The organism is Subtercola sp. Z020 (assembly GCF_002931235.1).
GTDB lineage: Bacteria > Actinomycetota > Actinomycetes > Actinomycetales > Microbacteriaceae > Subtercola.
Map to the genome: position 1 here is coordinate 1 of NZ_PSTT01000007.1, position 16068 is coordinate 16068.

General features: G+C 68.5%; 16 protein-coding genes. 12 read left to right on the forward strand and 4 right to left on the reverse strand.

Annotation, left to right across the window (positions count from 1 at the left end):
* Positions 1–25 precede the first annotated feature (25 nt).
* Positions 26–847, forward strand: coding sequence for an HAD-IA family hydrolase (locus C5B96_RS00565; protein ID WP_233188904.1), 822 nt, complete (start codon positions 26–28; stop codon positions 845–847).
* 57 nt (positions 848–904) lie between these two features.
* Here C5B96_RS00565 and idi read toward each other — a convergent pair whose 3' ends face one another.
* The gene (idi, locus tag C5B96_RS00570) at positions 905–1492 is read right to left on the reverse strand and encodes an isopentenyl-diphosphate Delta-isomerase (RefSeq protein WP_104241901.1); all 588 of its coding nucleotides are present in this window, start codon (positions 1490–1492) and stop codon (positions 905–907) included.
* Between the two features lie 58 nt (positions 1493–1550).
* Between idi and C5B96_RS00575 the strand changes: the two genes are divergently transcribed.
* From C5B96_RS00575 to C5B96_RS00600, 6 genes are read left to right on the forward strand one after another with little or no spacing between them, the layout of a single operon-like run.
* Positions 1551–2600: a polyprenyl synthetase family protein gene (locus C5B96_RS00575; protein ID WP_104241903.1), complete on the forward strand. Its 1050-nt coding sequence runs from the start codon at positions 1551–1553 to the stop codon at positions 2598–2600.
* Positions 2597–3553, forward strand: coding sequence for a squalene/phytoene synthase family protein (locus C5B96_RS00580; RefSeq protein ID WP_104241905.1), 957 nt, complete (start codon positions 2597–2599; stop codon positions 3551–3553). The genes C5B96_RS00575 and C5B96_RS00580 overlap by 4 nt, the downstream gene beginning before the upstream one ends.
* A complete protein-coding gene (gene crtI, locus C5B96_RS17680; RefSeq protein ID WP_233188905.1) occupies positions 3550–5610 on the forward strand; it encodes a phytoene desaturase family protein in 2061 nt (686 codons plus the stop codon). Before C5B96_RS00580 ends, crtI begins: the two co-directional genes overlap by 4 nt.
* 22 nt (positions 5611–5632) lie before the next feature.
* Positions 5633–5974, forward strand: coding sequence for a lycopene cyclase domain-containing protein (locus C5B96_RS00590; RefSeq protein ID WP_104241907.1), 342 nt, complete (start codon positions 5633–5635; stop codon positions 5972–5974).
* The gene (locus C5B96_RS00595; protein WP_104241909.1) at positions 5971–6360 is read left to right on the forward strand and encodes a lycopene cyclase domain-containing protein; all 390 of its coding nucleotides are present in this window, start codon (positions 5971–5973) and stop codon (positions 6358–6360) included. Before C5B96_RS00590 ends, C5B96_RS00595 begins: the two co-directional genes overlap by 4 nt.
* Positions 6357–7223, forward strand: a complete 867-nt coding sequence (locus C5B96_RS00600) for a prenyltransferase (RefSeq protein WP_104241911.1) — start codon at positions 6357–6359, stop codon at positions 7221–7223. The genes C5B96_RS00595 and C5B96_RS00600 overlap by 4 nt, the downstream gene beginning before the upstream one ends.
* 10 nt (positions 7224–7233) lie before the next feature.
* Here C5B96_RS00600 and C5B96_RS00605 read toward each other — a convergent pair whose 3' ends face one another.
* Positions 7234–7731, reverse strand: a complete 498-nt coding sequence (locus C5B96_RS00605) for a MarR family winged helix-turn-helix transcriptional regulator (protein ID WP_104241913.1) — start codon at positions 7729–7731, stop codon at positions 7234–7236.
* A gap of 82 nt (positions 7732–7813) precedes the next feature.
* Complete coding sequence (locus tag C5B96_RS00610) at positions 7814–9148, reverse strand: MFS transporter (protein ID WP_104241915.1); 1335 nt, start codon at positions 9146–9148, stop codon at positions 7814–7816.
* Positions 9149–9337: 189 nt separating this feature from the next.
* Between C5B96_RS00610 and dnaK the strand changes: the two genes are divergently transcribed.
* The 5 genes from dnaK to C5B96_RS00635 all read left to right on the forward strand — a co-directional run bounded on the left by dnaK (position 9338) and on the right by C5B96_RS00635 (position 14366).
* Complete coding sequence (gene dnaK, locus C5B96_RS00615; RefSeq protein WP_104241917.1) at positions 9338–11212, forward strand: molecular chaperone DnaK; 1875 nt, start codon at positions 9338–9340, stop codon at positions 11210–11212.
* A 2-nt stretch (positions 11213–11214) separates the two neighbouring features.
* Positions 11215–11931 (forward strand): nucleotide exchange factor GrpE, encoded by a 717-nt coding sequence (gene grpE, locus C5B96_RS00620; RefSeq protein ID WP_104241919.1) that lies wholly within the window; start codon positions 11215–11217, stop codon positions 11929–11931.
* Positions 11924–12934 carry a DnaJ C-terminal domain-containing protein gene (locus tag C5B96_RS00625; RefSeq protein WP_104241921.1) on the forward strand — a complete coding sequence of 337 codons (1011 nt, stop codon included), beginning with the start codon at positions 11924–11926 and terminating at the stop codon, positions 12932–12934. The genes grpE and C5B96_RS00625 overlap by 8 nt, the downstream gene beginning before the upstream one ends.
* Positions 12935–13018: 84 nt before the next feature.
* Entirely contained in the window at positions 13019–13435 is a 417-nt protein-coding gene (locus tag C5B96_RS00630; RefSeq protein WP_104241923.1) for a heat shock protein transcriptional repressor HspR, read from the forward strand.
* Between the two features lie 40 nt (positions 13436–13475).
* Positions 13476–14366, forward strand: a complete 891-nt coding sequence (locus C5B96_RS00635; protein ID WP_104241925.1) for a hypothetical protein — start codon at positions 13476–13478, stop codon at positions 14364–14366.
* A 109-nt stretch (positions 14367–14475) separates the two neighbouring features.
* Here the strand turns inward: C5B96_RS00635 and mptB are convergent, their stop codons facing one another.
* Positions 14476–16038, reverse strand: a complete 1563-nt coding sequence (mptB, locus tag C5B96_RS00640) for a polyprenol phosphomannose-dependent alpha 1,6 mannosyltransferase MptB (protein ID WP_146078050.1) — start codon at positions 16036–16038, stop codon at positions 14476–14478.
* Positions 16039–16068 lie beyond the last annotated feature (30 nt).

Sequence of the window (16068 nt, forward strand, 5' to 3'; positions counted from 1 at the left end):
GATACGCTGGGGGGCGGAGGATCCGATGACCCAGCAGAACCCCGCCGACCACCCAGAGGCGGCGACGGCCAGCGCGACCGGCGCGCGCGAACAGGCCGCAGCCGCGGGCGCGGCGAGCGCCATCCCTGCGTCGGCGGGCAGCCCGGCTACGGCTGACGCCGCAGCGGGCGGCGCGGCGGCGGGGGGCGCGCGGGCGGCGAGCCCGGGCATCCGGAGCCGCGTGTTCCGGGGGGCGCTGTTCGACATGGACGGCACGCTGATCGACTCGACGCCGGCGGTCGACCGCTCGTGGACCACGTGGGGCCAGGAGTGGGGCCTCGACCCGGCGTTCCGCGAAGGCATGCACGGCAAGCCGGCCATCGGCCTGGTCAGCGCCGTGATCGCGCCCGAGCGGGTGGACGAGGCGTTCGCGCGCATCCTGCAGCTCGAACTCGCCGACGTCGACGGAATCACCCCCCTCGGCGGCGCGGCCGAGCTGCTCGGCAGCCTGCCCGACGGGCGCCGCGCGATCGTCACGTCGTGCACGCGCGACCTCGCCCGCGTGCGGATCGAGGCGTCGGGCATCCCGGCCCCCGCCACCGTCGTCACGATCGACGACACGGAGCGGGGCAAACCGAACCCCGATCCGTTCCTCGAGGGGGCGCGGCGGCTCGGCTTCGATCCGCGCGACTGCATCGTCGTCGAGGATGCGCCGGCCGGCCTGGCGGCGGGACGGGCTGCCGGATGCACGACCATCGGCGTGGTCGGAACACACTCGGCGGCCGAACTCGACGCTGATCTCGTGGTCGACAGTCTCGCCGACCTCCGTTTCGTGCCCGTCGACGGCGGATTCCGCCTCGACTTCTGACCCGCCGGCGCCTGAGCGCGGCGCGGGTCCAGGCGAGCGCGGCGCGGCGCGCCGGGGCTAGGCCAGCGCGGCGCGGGAGGCCATCAGTGCCGGGAGCTGCAGGGTGAGCCACGGGCTGAACGCCCAGGGGGCGGCCTCGATCGCGGCCAGCAGCGCGGCGGGCTCGGCCCACTGCCACTCGGCGACCTCATCGGGATGGGGGAGCAGGGCATCCGGAGCCGCCTCCGAACCCGGCTCGAACACGGCGGTGTACACGGGGCAGATCTCGTTCTCGACGACGCCCGAAGCGTCGACCGCGCGGTAGCGGAAGTCGGGCAGCGCCACCTCCACAGCCGAGAGCAAGCCGACACCCGAGCCGCCGCCCACCCCGAGCCCCAGCTCGTCGCCCGCCCGCCGCAGCAGCGCGTCTTCGAACGACTCGCCGGGCGCCGGATGTCCGCAGAACGAGTTCGTCCAGACCCCCGGCCAGGTGCGTTTCGAGAGCGCCCGCCGCGTCACGAGGATGCGCCCGAAGGCGTCGAAGACGTGGCACGAGAACGCGAGGTGCAGCGGAGTGTCGGTCGTGTGCACGGTCGCCTTGTCGGCCACCCCGATCGGCGCGCCGGCCTCGGAGAGGAGCACGACCTGTTCACCGGAGTCAGCCATAGCGCCCTCTTCTCTGTGCGTGGGTTACTCTCAAGTGGTGGACCCACAGGATCTCGTGGTGGCAAGCACCCGTCGGCAGAAACATGTCGACGACGTGCTCGACCGCTTCTTCAGCCTAGCCAAGAACCGTGCGTCGGCGATCGGGCCACGTTACCTCACCCTCTGGCAGACGCTCGAACGCAACACCTCCGGCGGCAAGCGCTTCCGCCCGGGCATGGTCATGGGGGCATATGAGTCCCTGGGTGGCACCGACGGCGAGGCCGCGGCCCACATCGGAGCCGCTTTCGAGCTGCTGCACACCGCCCTCATCGTGCACGACGACGTGATCGACCGCGACTTCATCCGCCGCGGGGGCGTCAACGTCTCGGGCGTCTACCGCGACTTCGCGCAGACGGCCGGCATCCCCATCCCCGCCGCCGAGCACCGCGGCATGTCGGTCGCCGTGATCGCCGGCGACCTCGCCCTGTCGAATGCGTTCCGGATGATCGACAAGGCCGGTGTCGGCGACGAGATGCGGCGCCGGCTGCACGACATCTTCGACGAAGCACTGTTCGCGTCGGCGGCCGGCGAGCTCTTCGACGTGGACTTCTCGCAGCTGAAGTCGATGCCGACGGTCGAAGAGGTCGTCGACATGGAGCGCCTGAAGACCGCCGTCTACTCGTTCGAGAGCCCCTGCGAGGCGGGGGCCGTGCTGGCGGGCGCGAGCACTGAGGCCGTGCGTGCACTGGCATCGTTCGGTCGCAACATCGGCATCGCCTACCAGATCGTGGATGATCTGCTCGGCGTCTTCGGCGACGAAGCGGCGACCGGCAAGACCACCATCGGCGACCTGCGCGAGGGCAAGCGCACCGTGCTCATCGCCTACGCGTCGGGGCGCCCCGAGTGGATCGAGATCTCCCGCTGGCTCGGCCTGCCCGATCTCACCCGCGAGCAGGCCTCGGTCGTCCGCCGGTCGCTCGAGGACTGCGGCGCGCGCCAGTACGCCGAAGACCTCGCACACGAGTTCGCCGACCGGGCGATCGAGGAGTTGGCTTCGGATGCCCTGCCCGACGCGACGCGGCTCGAATTCCAACCCGTGATCGACGCCGTGCTGCGGCGGGTGCGATGACCGCCCCGGTGCTGCCGACCGCCGACCTCGCGCGGGCCAGAGCGCTCTACGACCGGGTGGCCGAAGAGACGGCGGGCATCGTCATCCACCGCTATTCGACGTCGTTCGGGCTCGCGTCGCGGCTGCTCGCCCCCTCGGTGCGTCGGCACGTCGACAACATCTACGCCCTGGTTCGCCTGGCCGACGAGGTCGTCGACGGGGTCGCCACGTCGGCCGGGCTCGAGGGGCCCGCCATCGAGCGGATGCTCGACACGCTCGAGCGCGAGACGCTCGACGCGATCGACATCGGTTACAGCACGAACCTCGTGGTGCATGCGTTCGCGCTGACCGCCCGCCGGGTCGGCTTCGGCGAGGAGCTCGTCGCACCGTTCTACGCGTCGATGCGCGCCGACCTCACGGCGACTGAGCACACTCCGAAGTCCTTCGAGGAATATGTCTACGGCTCTGCCGAGGTGGTCGGGCTGATGTGCCTCTGTGCATTCCTCGAGGGGCATGTGATTTCGGATGCCCGGCGGGAGCAGCTCGTCGACGGTGCCCGGCACCTCGGTGCGGCGTTCCAGAAGATCAACTTCCTCCGAGACCTGTCCGCGGACTTCGCCGGTCTTGGGCGGAGCTACTTCCCCGGGGTGAACGTGCAGACGTTCGGGGAGGGCGCGAAGCGCGAGATCCTCGACGACATCGACAACGACCTGCGCATCGCCCGTGCCAGCCTGCCGCTCCTGCCGACGACGTCGCGGCGCGCCGTGGCACTCGCCCAGGGGCTGTTCGGCGAGCTGACGAGCCGCCTGCGGCAGACGCCCGCCGCGGTGCTCGCCGAGACGCGCATCCGGGTGCCGAACCCGGTGAAGCTGCGCATCGCCGCGTCGGCCGCAGCCGGTCGCCTGCCGGCGGCGCCCCCTCCCACCAGTTCCAGCCATCCCGCCACCGCACGACAGCCAGAGGAGAACCGTTGAGTTCCGAACCCGACGACGCCGAGCGCCCCACGCACAGCTTCGACGACGTCGTCGACGGCGAGACGGAGGTGATCGAGCGCCTGCCCGCCGACTTCGAGCTCGGCGCCCCCGCGTCTCGCACCGACGCGGGCGCAGCCGGGCATCCGGCAGCCGAACGCCCCGGGGTGGGCAAGACGGCCGTCGTGATCGGCGCCGGCATCAGCGGCCTCGCCACGGCAGGGCTGCTCGCCCGGGACGGCTACACCGTCACGGTCGTCGAGAAGCAGCCGGGAGTCGGGGGCCGCGCCGGCCACTGGGAGAAGAACGGGTTCCGTTTCGACACCGGGCCGTCGTGGTACCTCATGCCCGAGGTCTTCGACCACTTCTACAAGCTGATGGGCTCGTCGGCCGCCGCAGAGCTCGAGCTGTCGAAGCTCGACCCGGGCTACCGCGTGCTCTTCCAGGACGAGTTCCACCCCGTCGACATCGCGGCGAGCCGCGAGGAGAACCTCGACCTCTTCGAGTCGATGGAGCCGGGCGCGGGCGTTCGCATGGCGGGGTACCTCGATTCGGCGGCGGAGACGTACGAACTGGCGAAGGAGTACTTTCTCTACTCGACGTTCGAAGACTTCCGCCCGCTGCTGAAGGGCGCGGTTCTCAAGCGGTCGCCGCGCCTCGTGCGGCTGCTTCTCGAGTCGCTGAACAGCTTCGCGGGGCGCACGGTGCGCGACCCGCGGCTGCAGCAGATCCTCGGTTATCCCGCCGTGTTCCTCGGCTCGTCGCCGTATTCCACTCCGAGCATGTATCACCTGATGAGCCACCTCGACCTCGATGACGGCGTGCTCTACCCGCAGGGCGGGTTCGCCCGGGTGATCGAGAGCATCGAGCAGCTCGCCGTCGACGCGGGGGTGACGATCGTGACGGGCGCCGCTGTGTCGCGCATCGTGACGACCGACGACGAGGTCGAAGCTGCGGCGCACGTGGCGCCGGAGCCCGGCCCCTACGACTACCCGACCGACGAGTTCGACACCAACGTGATCGATCGCGACGAGCTGCGCCGCGTGCTCGAGGGCGAGGCGGATGCCGGCACCGCCATCCCCGCAGGCGCCACCACCGCGGGCCCCACCGCCGCGGGCCCCACCGCCGCGGGCGTGGCCGCACCTGCGGGTGCGACCACCTCCAGCGCCGGCACTGCCTCCCCCGACGTCGCACCCGCCGCCCCGGCCGAGCCCACGCCCGCCACGCCCGCGCGGGTGTCGGGCATCCAGTACCTCGACGCCACCGGCGCAGCCCACTCGCTGAGCGCCGACATCGTCGTGGCCGCCACCGACCTCCGGCACGTCGAGACCACGATGCTGCTCCCCGAGCTGCAGACCTACCCCGAGAGCTACTGGGCGAAGAAGACGGCGGGGCCGAGCGCCGTGCTGATCTACCTCGGCGTCGACGGCGAGATTCCCGAGCTCGCCCACCACACCCTCTTCTTCACCAAGACGTGGAAGGACGACTTCGAGAAGATCTTCGGCAAGGGCGGTGTCGTTGCCGGTCTGGCCAAGAGCGTCGGCATCGGCAAGCCGGCCAAGACATCGGTACCGAGCCCGGCCTCGATCTACGTCTGCCGACCGAGCGCTACGGATGCCGGCGTCGCTCCCGAGGGCTCCGAGAACCTGTTCGTGCTGGTGCCGATTCCCGCCGACCCGACCATCGGCGCGGGCGGCGAAGACGGAACCGGCGACCCGCAGGTCGAAGCCATCGCCGATGCGGCGATCGCGCAGATCGCGGAGTGGGCGGGCGTACCCGACCTCGCCTCCCGCATCACGGTGCGTCGCACGATCGGCCCTGCCGATTTCGCGAACGATCTGAACACGTGGAACGGCACCGCACTCGGCCCCGCGCACACGCTCGGCCAGAGCGCCTTCTTCCGGGCCGGCAACGTCAGCAAGAAGGTTGCAGGGCTCTACTACGCCGGCGGTTCGACGATTCCGGGCATCGGTCTGCCGATGTGCCTGATCAGCGCCGAGCTCGTGATCAAGCGCCTGCACGGCGACATCTCGACGACAGCCCTGCCGGAGCCCCTGTGAACCGGCCGGGGAACGCCCGCTGATGGGCATCCTGTACCTGCTCGCCCTGGCGATCGCGCTCACCGGCATGGTGATGCTCGATCGGCGGTTCCGCCTGTTCTTCTGGCGTGACGCACGCCGTGCGGCGGTGGTGCTCGTGGTCGGAGTGCTGTTCTTTCTGGCCTGGGATGTCTCGGGCATCACCGCGGGCATCTTCTTCCGTGGCGAGACGAGCTTCATGACGGGCGTGCTGGTCGGCCCCGAACTGCCGCTTGAGGAGGTCTTCTTTCTGACGCTGCTCTGCTACCTGACGATGAACCTCTTCGAGGCGGTGGGCCGGATGCTCGGCTCCGCCCGCGCGATGGGCCGGGAGCGCCGCTCGTGAGCTACGGGGTGCTGAACGCCATCTTCCTCGCGGTCGCCCTCGTGGTCGCGATTGTGGCAGGAGTCGCGCACCACCGGCGCAGGCGTCGGCACGGCGACACAGTCACGGGCAGCGGCGCGGGCACAGGCGCGGGCACGCGTGGGAGCACGGGCACGCGCCTGGTCGCGCTCCTCATCACGGCGGCTGTGCTGTTCGTCGTCAGCGCCGTGTTCGACAACGTCATGATCGGAATCGGCCTGGTCGGCTACAACCGCGACCTCATCTCGGGCGCCTTCCTCGGAATCGCTCCCCTCGAAGACTTCGCCTACGTCATCGGTGCCGTGCTGCTGCTGCCGGCCGTCTGGCTGCTTGTTCCCGCCCGCCGACAGAGTGAGGGCAGCCGATGAGCCGGCTCGGCCAGGTCATCCTCTCGTCGAGGCCGCTCTCGTGGGTGAACACCGCCTTTCCGTTCGCGGCCGGGTACCTGCTGACCACGCGGGAGGTCGATCTCACCTTCGTGCTCGGCACGCTCTACTTCCTGGTGCCCTACAACCTGGCCATGTACGGCATCAACGACGTGTTCGACTACGAGTCCGACATGCGCAACCCGCGGAAGGGCGGCGTCGAAGGGGCTGTACTCAGCCGATCCATGCACCGCATCACGCTCGTCAGCGCAGCAGTGAGCAATATTCCGTTCCTGGTATATCTCGTCATCGTCGGTTCACCGCTCTCGTGGCTGGTGCTCGCCATCAGCGTCTTCGCGGTGATCGCCTACAGCGCCCCGAAGCTCCGGTTCAAGGAGCGGCCGTTCGTCGACTCGCTGACGTCGAGCACGCACTTCGTGAGCCCCGCGGTCTACGGGCTGGTGCTCGCCGGCGCGACCTTCATCCCGGCGCTCTGGGCCATTCTCGCCGCCTTCTTCCTCTGGGGCATCGCCAGCCACGCCTTCGGCGCCGTTCAGGACATCGTGGCCGACCGGGAGGGCGGCATCGCCTCCATCGCCACCGTGATCGGTGGGCGGCAGACCGTGCGCTTCGCGTTCGCGGCCTACGTGCTCGGCGGCATCCTGATGCTGTTCACCGAGTGGCCGGGCCCACTGGCGGGGCTGCTCGCGCTGCCGTATGCGTTCAGTGTGCTGCCGTTCTGGTCGATCAGCGACGCGGATGCCGAACAGGCCAACCGCGGGTGGAAGCGGTTTCTCTACCTGAACTTCGCCACGGGGTTCCTGGTGACGATGCTGCTCATCTGGTACGTGCTGCTGACGGCCTGACGGCTTCCCGCTACGCCAGCTCGACCGGCAGGTCGTACGGCGGGCGCCGCAGCGATTCGTCCTGGTCGCGCACGCGCGCGAGGAACGCCCCCACGGGGCCCAGCTCGGCGGGCGAGAGGTGCTCGGCGAACTCCCGCTGCACCACTTCGAGCACCAGCGTCGTCGCGGCGAGGAACGTGCTCGACCCGCTGGCCGTCGGCGTGATGAGGATGCTCCGCCGATCCGTCGCCGACCGCTGCCGTTCCACCAGCCCCGCCTTGACCATGCTCGTGACGAGGTTGCTCGCCGAGCCGCTGCTGTACAGCAGGGTTCGCGAGACCGCACTCACACTCAGCGCGTGCGACGGCGCCGTGCTGAGGTTGTACAGCAGGTCGTACTGCGCCCAGGTGATCGACTGCTCCGACTTCAGGGCCCGTTCGACGGCTCGCATGACGCGGGTGTGGGCGAGCACGAAGTCGGCCCAGACAGCGAAGTTCGCCGCGTCGGGGAGGGGTTTCTCGGCGGTCATCCTGACGAGGGTAGTCGGCGATTCTGTTAAAGCCGGGGGTGTTCCGACGAGGCGGCGACGAGGCGGCCGCGAGGCTACGGCGTCACTTGCCGAGCTGCTTCTGCGTCGCCGACACGGGCAGCAGCACGAGCAGCCCGACCAGCAGCACGAGCATGATGCCGAGGATCCCCCAGTACTGCTCGCCGCCGAGGGTCACGAACAGGGCGAACGCGGCGGGCGCCAGGAACGTCGCCGCCTTGCCGGTCGTGGCGTAGAGCCCGAAGATCTCGCCCTCGCGCCCGGCCGGGATGACGCGCCCGAGGAACGACCGGCTGGCCGACTGGGCGGGCCCCACGAAGAGGCAGAGCGCCAGGCCGAAGACCCAGAATGCGGTCTGCCCGGCATCGTGCAGGAAGAAGACGGCTGACGCGCAGATCACGAGGCCGACCAGCGCCACCACAATGACGGGCTTCGGGCCGACCCGGTCATCCAGTCGCCCGACGATGACGGTGGAGATACCCGCTGTCACATTCGCCGCGATGGCGAAGATGATGACCTCGCTCGGCGAGAAGCCGAACGTGCCGGCGGCGAGAACGCCACCGAAGGTGAAGACGCCGGTCAGCCCGTCGCGGAACACGGCCGACGCGATCAGAAAGTAGACCGTGTGTCGGTTGGTGCGCCAGAGGCCGGCGATGTCGCGCCCGAGTCGGGCATACGAGGCGAAGAACCCGACCTTCGGGCGGGCCGCGGTGCCGTGGGGCTCGAGTTCGGGAACAGACAGCAGCACCGGCAGCGCGAAGACGGCGAACCAGACGGCGGCGATCAGCATCGACACGCGCACCGACAGCCCGTTCTCGGCGGTGACGCCCAGAAGCCCGACATCGGGGTGGATGAAGCCGAAGTAGACGATCAGCAGCAGCACGATGCCGCCGAAGTAGCCCATCGACCAGCCGAACCCGCTCACCTTGCCGATGGTGCGGGGCGTCGAGACGCTGGAGAGCATCGCGTTGTAGTTGACCTCGGCGAACTGGAAGAAGACCGACCCGGCCGCGAGCAGCAGCAGGCCGAGCCAGAGATACTCGGGTGCCGCCTGCACGAAGAACAGGCCAGCGATGATCGCCACCACGATGTAGGTGTTCACGCCGAGCCAGAGCTTGCGGTTGCCGGAGGTGTCGCTGCGCTGGCCGGTGACGGGGGCGAGCAGGGCGACGATCACACCGGCGATCCCGAGGGTCCAGCCGAGTTGCGCCGACACGAAGGCTTCGTCGCCGAAGGGATGCCGCGTGGCGTTACCCGTCAGGTACACCGTGAACACGAAGGTTGTGACGACGGCATTGAACGATGCCCCACCCCAGTCCCACAGGGCCCAGGCGATGATGCGGCGGCGGGGCACAACGGCTGACACAGGTGACGCCGGGGCGGTGGACGGTGCTGTCATGGTGACACAGTACATTCCAGCTGTGAACTCCCGGCAAACTCCTGAGAGTTGAGTCTGTCGGGCTCAAGTTTCGTCGGAATGACTTGACACGATCCGGCCCGCGAGTAAACTTGAGGCAATGAGACTCAACTCTGTCGAGCAGTCTCCACTGTCTTAAGCCGGCCGCAAGGCCACGAAGGAGAAAAGCACATGGCTCGTGCAGTAGGTATCGACCTCGGAACCACCAACTCGGTCGTCTCCGTCCTCGAGGGTGGAGAACCCACCGTCATCGCGAACGCTGAGGGTTTCCGCACCACCCCCTCGATCGTTGCGTACACCAAAGACGGCGAGGTACTCGTCGGTGAGACCGCCAAGCGCCAGGCCGTCACCAACGTCGACCGCACCATCTCGAGTGTGAAGCGCCACATCGGCACCGACTGGAACGTCGCGATCGATGACAAGAAGTACACCCCGCAGGAGATCTCGGCGCGCATCCTCGCGAAGCTGAAGCGCGACGCTGAGTCGTACCTCGGCGACAAGGTGACCGACGCGGTCATCACCGTTCCCGCCTACTTCAACGACGCCGAGCGCCAGGCCACGAAGGAGGCCGGCGAGATCGCGGGCCTCAATGTTCTGCGCATCATCAACGAGCCGACCGCTGCGGCGCTCGCCTACGGCCTCGACAAGGGCAAGGAAGACGAGCTCATCCTGGTCTTCGACCTCGGTGGCGGAACGTTCGACGTCTCGCTGCTCGAAGTCGGTAAAGACGACGACTTCAGCACCATCCAGGTGCGTTCGACCGCCGGCGACAACCGCCTCGGCGGCGACGACTGGGACCAGCGCATCGTCGACTACCTGGTCAAGCGCTTCAAGGATTCGACCGGTGTCGACGTCTCGGGCGACAAGATCGCCAAGCAGCGCCTCAAGGAGGCCGCTGAGCAGGCCAAGAAGGAGCTCTCGGGTTCGCTGAGCACCACGATCCAGCTGCCCTACCTCTCGCTCACCGAGAACGGCCCCGCCAACCTCGACGAGACCCTGAGCCGCGCGAAGTTCGAAGAGCTGACCGCTGACCTGCTGGCCCGCACCGAGAAGCCCTTCCACGACGTCATCAAGGAGGCCGGTGTCTCTGTCGCCGACATCTCGCACGTCGTTCTGGTCGGTGGATCGACCCGAATGCCCGCCGTCGTGTCGCTCGTCAAGAAGCTGACCGGTGGTCGTGAGCCGAACAAGGGTGTGAACCCCGACGAGGTCGTGGCCGTGGGCGCGGCGCTGCAGGCCGGCGTTCTGAAGGGCGAGCGCAAAGACGTTCTGCTCATCGACGTCACGCCGCTGTCGCTCGGCATCGAGACCAAGGGTGGCATGATGACCAAGCTCATCGAGCGCAACACCGCCATTCCGACCAAGCGCAGTGAGACCTTCACCACGGCCGACGACAACCAGCCGTCCGTCGCGATCCAGGTCTTCCAGGGCGAGCGTGAGTTCACCCGCGACAACAAGAACCTCGGAACGTTCGAGCTGACCGGTATCGCACCGGCCCCGCGCGGCATCCCGCAGGTCGAGGTCACCTTCGACATCGACGCCAACGGCATCGTGCACGTGTCTGCCAAAGACAAGGGCACCGGCAAGGAGCAGTCGATGACCATCACCGGCGGTTCGAGTCTGTCGAAAGACGACATCGCCCGCATGGTGCGCGAGGGTGAAGAGCACGCCGCCGAAGACAAGAAGCGTCGCGAGGCTGCGGAGACCCGCAACACCAGCGAGCAGCTCGCGTACTCGATCGACAAGCTCATCAAGGACAACGAAGACAAGCTGCCCGACGACGTCAAGACCGAGGTGCAGGCCGATGTGGATGCGCTGAAGAGCGCCCTCGCCGGCGATGACGATGACGCCGTGAAGTCGGCCTTCGACAAGCTCAACGAGAGCCAGTCGAAGCTCGGCCAGGCCATCTACGCCAACTCGCAGGCCGACGAGGCAGCTGCCTCGGCTGCGGGTTCGACCGAAGAGCCCGCCCCCGAGGGCGCGTCTGACGAAGACATCGTCGACGCCGAGGTCGTCGACGACGAAGAGTCGAAAGAGCAGAAGTAGTCATGGCACGCGACAAGTCGAACCGCAGGGGCGATAGCCCCGACGGTGACGAGTCCGGCGCGTTCCCCCACGCCGGGTCCGAGGCGTTCTCCTCGGACCCGGCGACGGGTGAGCCGGTCGAAGACGGCGCGTTCATCGAGGCCGAGGGCCCCGATGTCGAGACGCCGACCGGCGAGCCGGCCACCGTCGATGACGAAGACGAGTATTCAGAAGCAGCAGAGGAAGGCGAGACCGTGGGCGACGGCGCGTTGAACGACGACGACCTGAGTTTTCTCGACGCCGTGAGCGCCGGGGCGGCTGACGATCTCGCAGCGGAGCGGCTCGCCGACCTGCAGCGGGTCACGGCCGAGTACGCGAACTACCGCAAGCGCACGGAGTCCAACCGCGAGGTCGAACGCGAGCGCACTGTCGGTGACGTCGTGAAGATCCTGCTGCCGGTGCTCGACGACCTCGACCGTGCTGCGAAGCACGGCGATCTCGTCGAGGGCCCGTTCGCCTCCATCGCGGCGAAGCTCCGCACGGGTGTCGAGCGTCTCGGTCTCAAGCCGTTCGGGGCAGCCGGCGAGGTGTTCGACCCGAACGAGCACGAAGCCATCTTCCAGCAGCCGACGCCGGGCGTCGAGGTCGCGACCATCGCTGACGTCGTCGAGACCGGGTACTACCTGGGCTCCACCCTGCTGCGCGCTGCGAAAGTCGTGGTAGCGGTGCCGAATGGCTAGCCAGGACTGGTTCGACAAGGATTTCTACAAGGTACTCGGTGTATCGAAAGACGTCTCTGCGGCCGACCTGAAGAAGCAGTACCGCAAGCTCGCGCGGCAGTACCACCCCGACTCCAACCCGGGTGATGCTGCCGCCGAGGCGAAGTTCAAGGAGATCAGCGAGGCCAACTCGGTGCTCGCCGACCCTGAGCAGCGCAAGGAGTACGACCAGATTCGCGCGATGGGTTCCGGCGCCCGCTTCACGGCGGGTGGCCAGGGCCAGTCGGGCGGTTTCGAAGACGTCTTCGGCGGGATGTTCGGCGGGGGTGCAGGCCGCGGAAGTGCGGGCGGCAGCGCCGGCTCGAACTACAGCTACCAGCAGGCCGGCTACGACGACCTCCTGGGCGGGATGTTCGGCGGCAACCGTGGATTCGGGCAGCCGAGCGGCGGGTTCCGTGGTTTCGGCGGCCCGACGCGCGGTCGCGACGTGACCGCGCGCACCACCGTCGACTTCGTCACGGCCACCAAGGGCGACACCATCAAGCTGCAGACCGCCGAGGGAACGACCATCACGGTCAAGATCCCGGCCGGAGTCTCCGACGGGCAGAAGATCAAGCTGCGCGGCAAGGGCGAGCAGAGCGTCGACGGCGGCGAGGCCGGAGACATCGTGCTCACCGTGTCGGTGCGCAAGCACCCCGTCTTCGAGCGCGACGGGCTGAACCTGCGGGTGAACGTGCCCGTCACCTTCGTCGAGGCGACGCTCGGGGCGACGATCGAGGTTCCCACCCTCGGCGGCGACCCGGTGAAGCTCCGAGTCGGGCCGGGAACGCCCAGCGGGCGCGTGCTGCGCGTCAAGGGCCGCGGCGTCGAGACTCCGAAGGGCACCGGCGACCTTCTGGCCGTCGTGCAGGTCGCTGTTCCGTCGCACCTCTCCGACGAGGCCCGGGAGGCCCTGGTGGCGTTCCACGCACTCGAACCGAACGAGAACCCGCGGGCAGAACTGCTCGCAAAAGCACAGGAGTGACATCCGGGGTCCGCATCCGCCTGCGCGAGCGAGCGGTGCGGGCCCCGCTGCACGTGACACAGCGATGACGACCGGAGGTCGGTGATGCAAGCACCCGTCGATGAGAACGCACCCCTCTTCGCGATCGCGGTGGCGGCGGAACTGGCCGAGATGCACCCGCAGACCCTCCGCCAGTACGACCGACTGGGCCTCGTGAGCCCCAGTCGCACCGCCGGCAAGTCGAGGCGGTACTCCCTCCGGGATGTGATGCAGTTGCGCGAGATCGCCCGGCTCGGCACCGAGGGCATCACGCTCGAGGGCATCCGGCGCATCCTGGAACTCGAGAACGTCAACCAGGAGCTCTCGCGCCGCGTTCGCGAGCTGGAGACGGCGCTCGCCGACGAGCTGCTGAACCGGCCGGGCCGCCGGGTCTTCGCAGCCGGTGCAGAGGGTGAGATCGTGTCGCTGAAGAACGGTACCCGCAGCCAGCGCCGCACCGAAGTCGTGGTCTGGCGACCGTAGCCGGCACGGGCGCCCGCCCGAACCTTGCAAGAATGGGGGCATGACGAACACCCCCGCGCTCGGTCTGCTGCTCGACATCGATGGGCCGATCGCCTCGCCGGTCTCCCGCTCGATCGCCATTCCGAGCATCCTCTCCGACCTCGTCGAGCTGGTGCGCGCGGGCATCCCGATCGCCTTCATCACCGGCCGGTCGGCCGAGTTCGTCGCCGACGAGGTCGTCGCGCCGCTCCGCACGGCCGGGCTCGACGACGCCCTCGGGGGCGGTGGGCGCATGTTCGTGGTCTGTGAGAAGGGTGCGGTCTGGTTCGCGATGACTCCGGATGGCCCGGCCCCCACAGAGGTCGACGAGACGGTGGCGCTGCCCGATGAGTTCCGGGCGCACATCCGTTCGGTCGTCGACGACCGCTTCGGCGACTCGATGTTCTTCGACGAGGGCAAGCTCGCGATGGTCTCCGTGGAGCAGCGAACCGATGTGAGCGCCGAACAGTACCGCCCGCTGCAGCTGGAGTACAACGAGGTCGCCTTCGATGCGCTGGTGGAGCGGGGCCTCGGAGCCCGGTACGGCGACCGTGAGGTGCCGAACGCGGCCGGCGACATCCCGTTCCGCATCGACCCCACCATCATCTCGACCGACGTCGAGTCGGTGACCCTCGACAAGGATCGCGGCGCAGAGCGCGCGCTCGCCTTCTTCGAGGCGCAGGGCGACCTGCCACGGGTCTGGCGGTCGGTGGGCGACTCCCGCAGCGACTACAAGATGGCCGACTACCTGCACTCCGCCGGGTACGAGGTGGCGCATGTGGATGTTCGGCCGAGCGACGGCGTGCTCGAGAAGCCGTACGAGGTGGTCGTCGAGGGCGACCTCATCCACGACGAGGCGGGCGCCGCGTTCCTTTCGTACTGGGTACAGAAGCTCGGCCTCCAGCGCCAGTAGCCTGCGAGACGGTCAGTTGCGGCCGAGAGCGTCAGTTGTACCGGTCGGTCTCGCTCGGAAGTGACCGTCTCGCGCGGCGACGTGTGGCGGGCGGGGCGGGGGCGGGCGGTCAGGCCGAGGTGCGGGCCTTCGTGGCGCGCCCGGGCGCGCCAGCCGCGGCCGCGCGCTGCAGCTTCGCGACCGTGCGGCGCTCCCGTGCGTCACGGATGCGTTGCACGATGAGCTTCACCGACAGCTCCTCGTGGATGCAGTACGCGATGATGAGCGCAATGCCGCCGCCGGTGATGAAGACGGTACGGATGACGTAGCCGAGGATGTCGCCCTGCACGGAGTCGGAGATGTCCATCCCCTCGGCGATGCTCACACAGGCGAAGAAGATCGATGCCGAGACGACCAGATGCGTCGCCAGCCCCTCCTTGATGCCGACGATCGCGAAGAGAATGATGCACCACGCCGCATACCAGGGGTGGATGACCGGTGAGAGCACGACCGTGGCGGTGAACGCCAGCGCGAGGCGCATCAGCGGGTCCAGGTTGCGCTTCGTCAGCATCACCCAGGCCACGACGAGCACCATCACACCGATGGCGATGAACTTCACGATGTTCGCCGGCATCTCGCCGTCGAGCCCGAAGGCTCCGAACGCGCCGCCGACCGCGATCGCGAGGATGTTCACCGGGGCGTACCAGTGCGACACCGAGCCGGGCGTCGCGAGCGTGAGCACCCAGCCGAAGCCGATGCCCATCAGCCAGCCGAGGGCTCCGAGCACCGCAGCCCCGATCGCCACGGAGACGATCCAGTACTTGATGGTGCTGCGCACGGTGCGGTTCTGGCCCGCCCAGATGATGCCGATGATGGGCAGCGCCAGCACGGCGATCGGCTTCACGCCGACGGAGGCCGTCACGAGCAGGATCCCGATGATCGGATGCTTCTTCAGCGCCGCGTAGACACCGGCGATCAGCAGGGCGAGCATGAGCGCATCGTTGTGACCGGCGACCACGAAGTTGAACATGATGACCGGGCTCGCCAGAACCAACCACAGCACCTTGCCCGGGTCGACCTGGCGCATCAGGGCGATGCGGTAGGCGAAGTAGGCGATCGCCAGCGCACTGATGATCGCGATGAGGCGGAAGAGGGCGACGGCCATGATCGGCGACGTTCCCGCGACCATCACCGTGATCTGCTCGATCCAGAGGTAGACGGGGCCGTAGGGCGTCTTCGCGTTCGCCCACATCGGGTCGACACCGATGTTGAACCAGCCCTGGATCGCCGAGATGCCGTCGACGTACGGGTTGAACCCGCCGGCCATCAACCGGCCCTGACCGACGTACGCGAACAGGTCGCGCGAGTACAGCGGCACGGCGAACGCGAGCGGAAGTGCCCAGACGACCGAGGTCACGATGACGCGCTTCAGGGCATCCGCCGGGTTCTTGCGCATCGCCGAACCGAGTTTCAGCCAGGCGATCACGAGGAGGAGCCCGGCACCGATGACCACGAAGGTCGAGATGTGCACGAGCAGGTCGTTGCCCCGCACGCTCTGAATGATCGGCCAGCCCCGCACGTTCGAGCCCGGGCCGAGCCAGCCGACGGCGAGAGAACCGAGCGCGATGAAGAGCGACCCCACCAGCCCCATCAGCAGGGGAGAGCCCAGTTCTCGCCGCAGAATACTCTTCACTGTCAATACTTTAGGTCGTGCGGCCTGTGA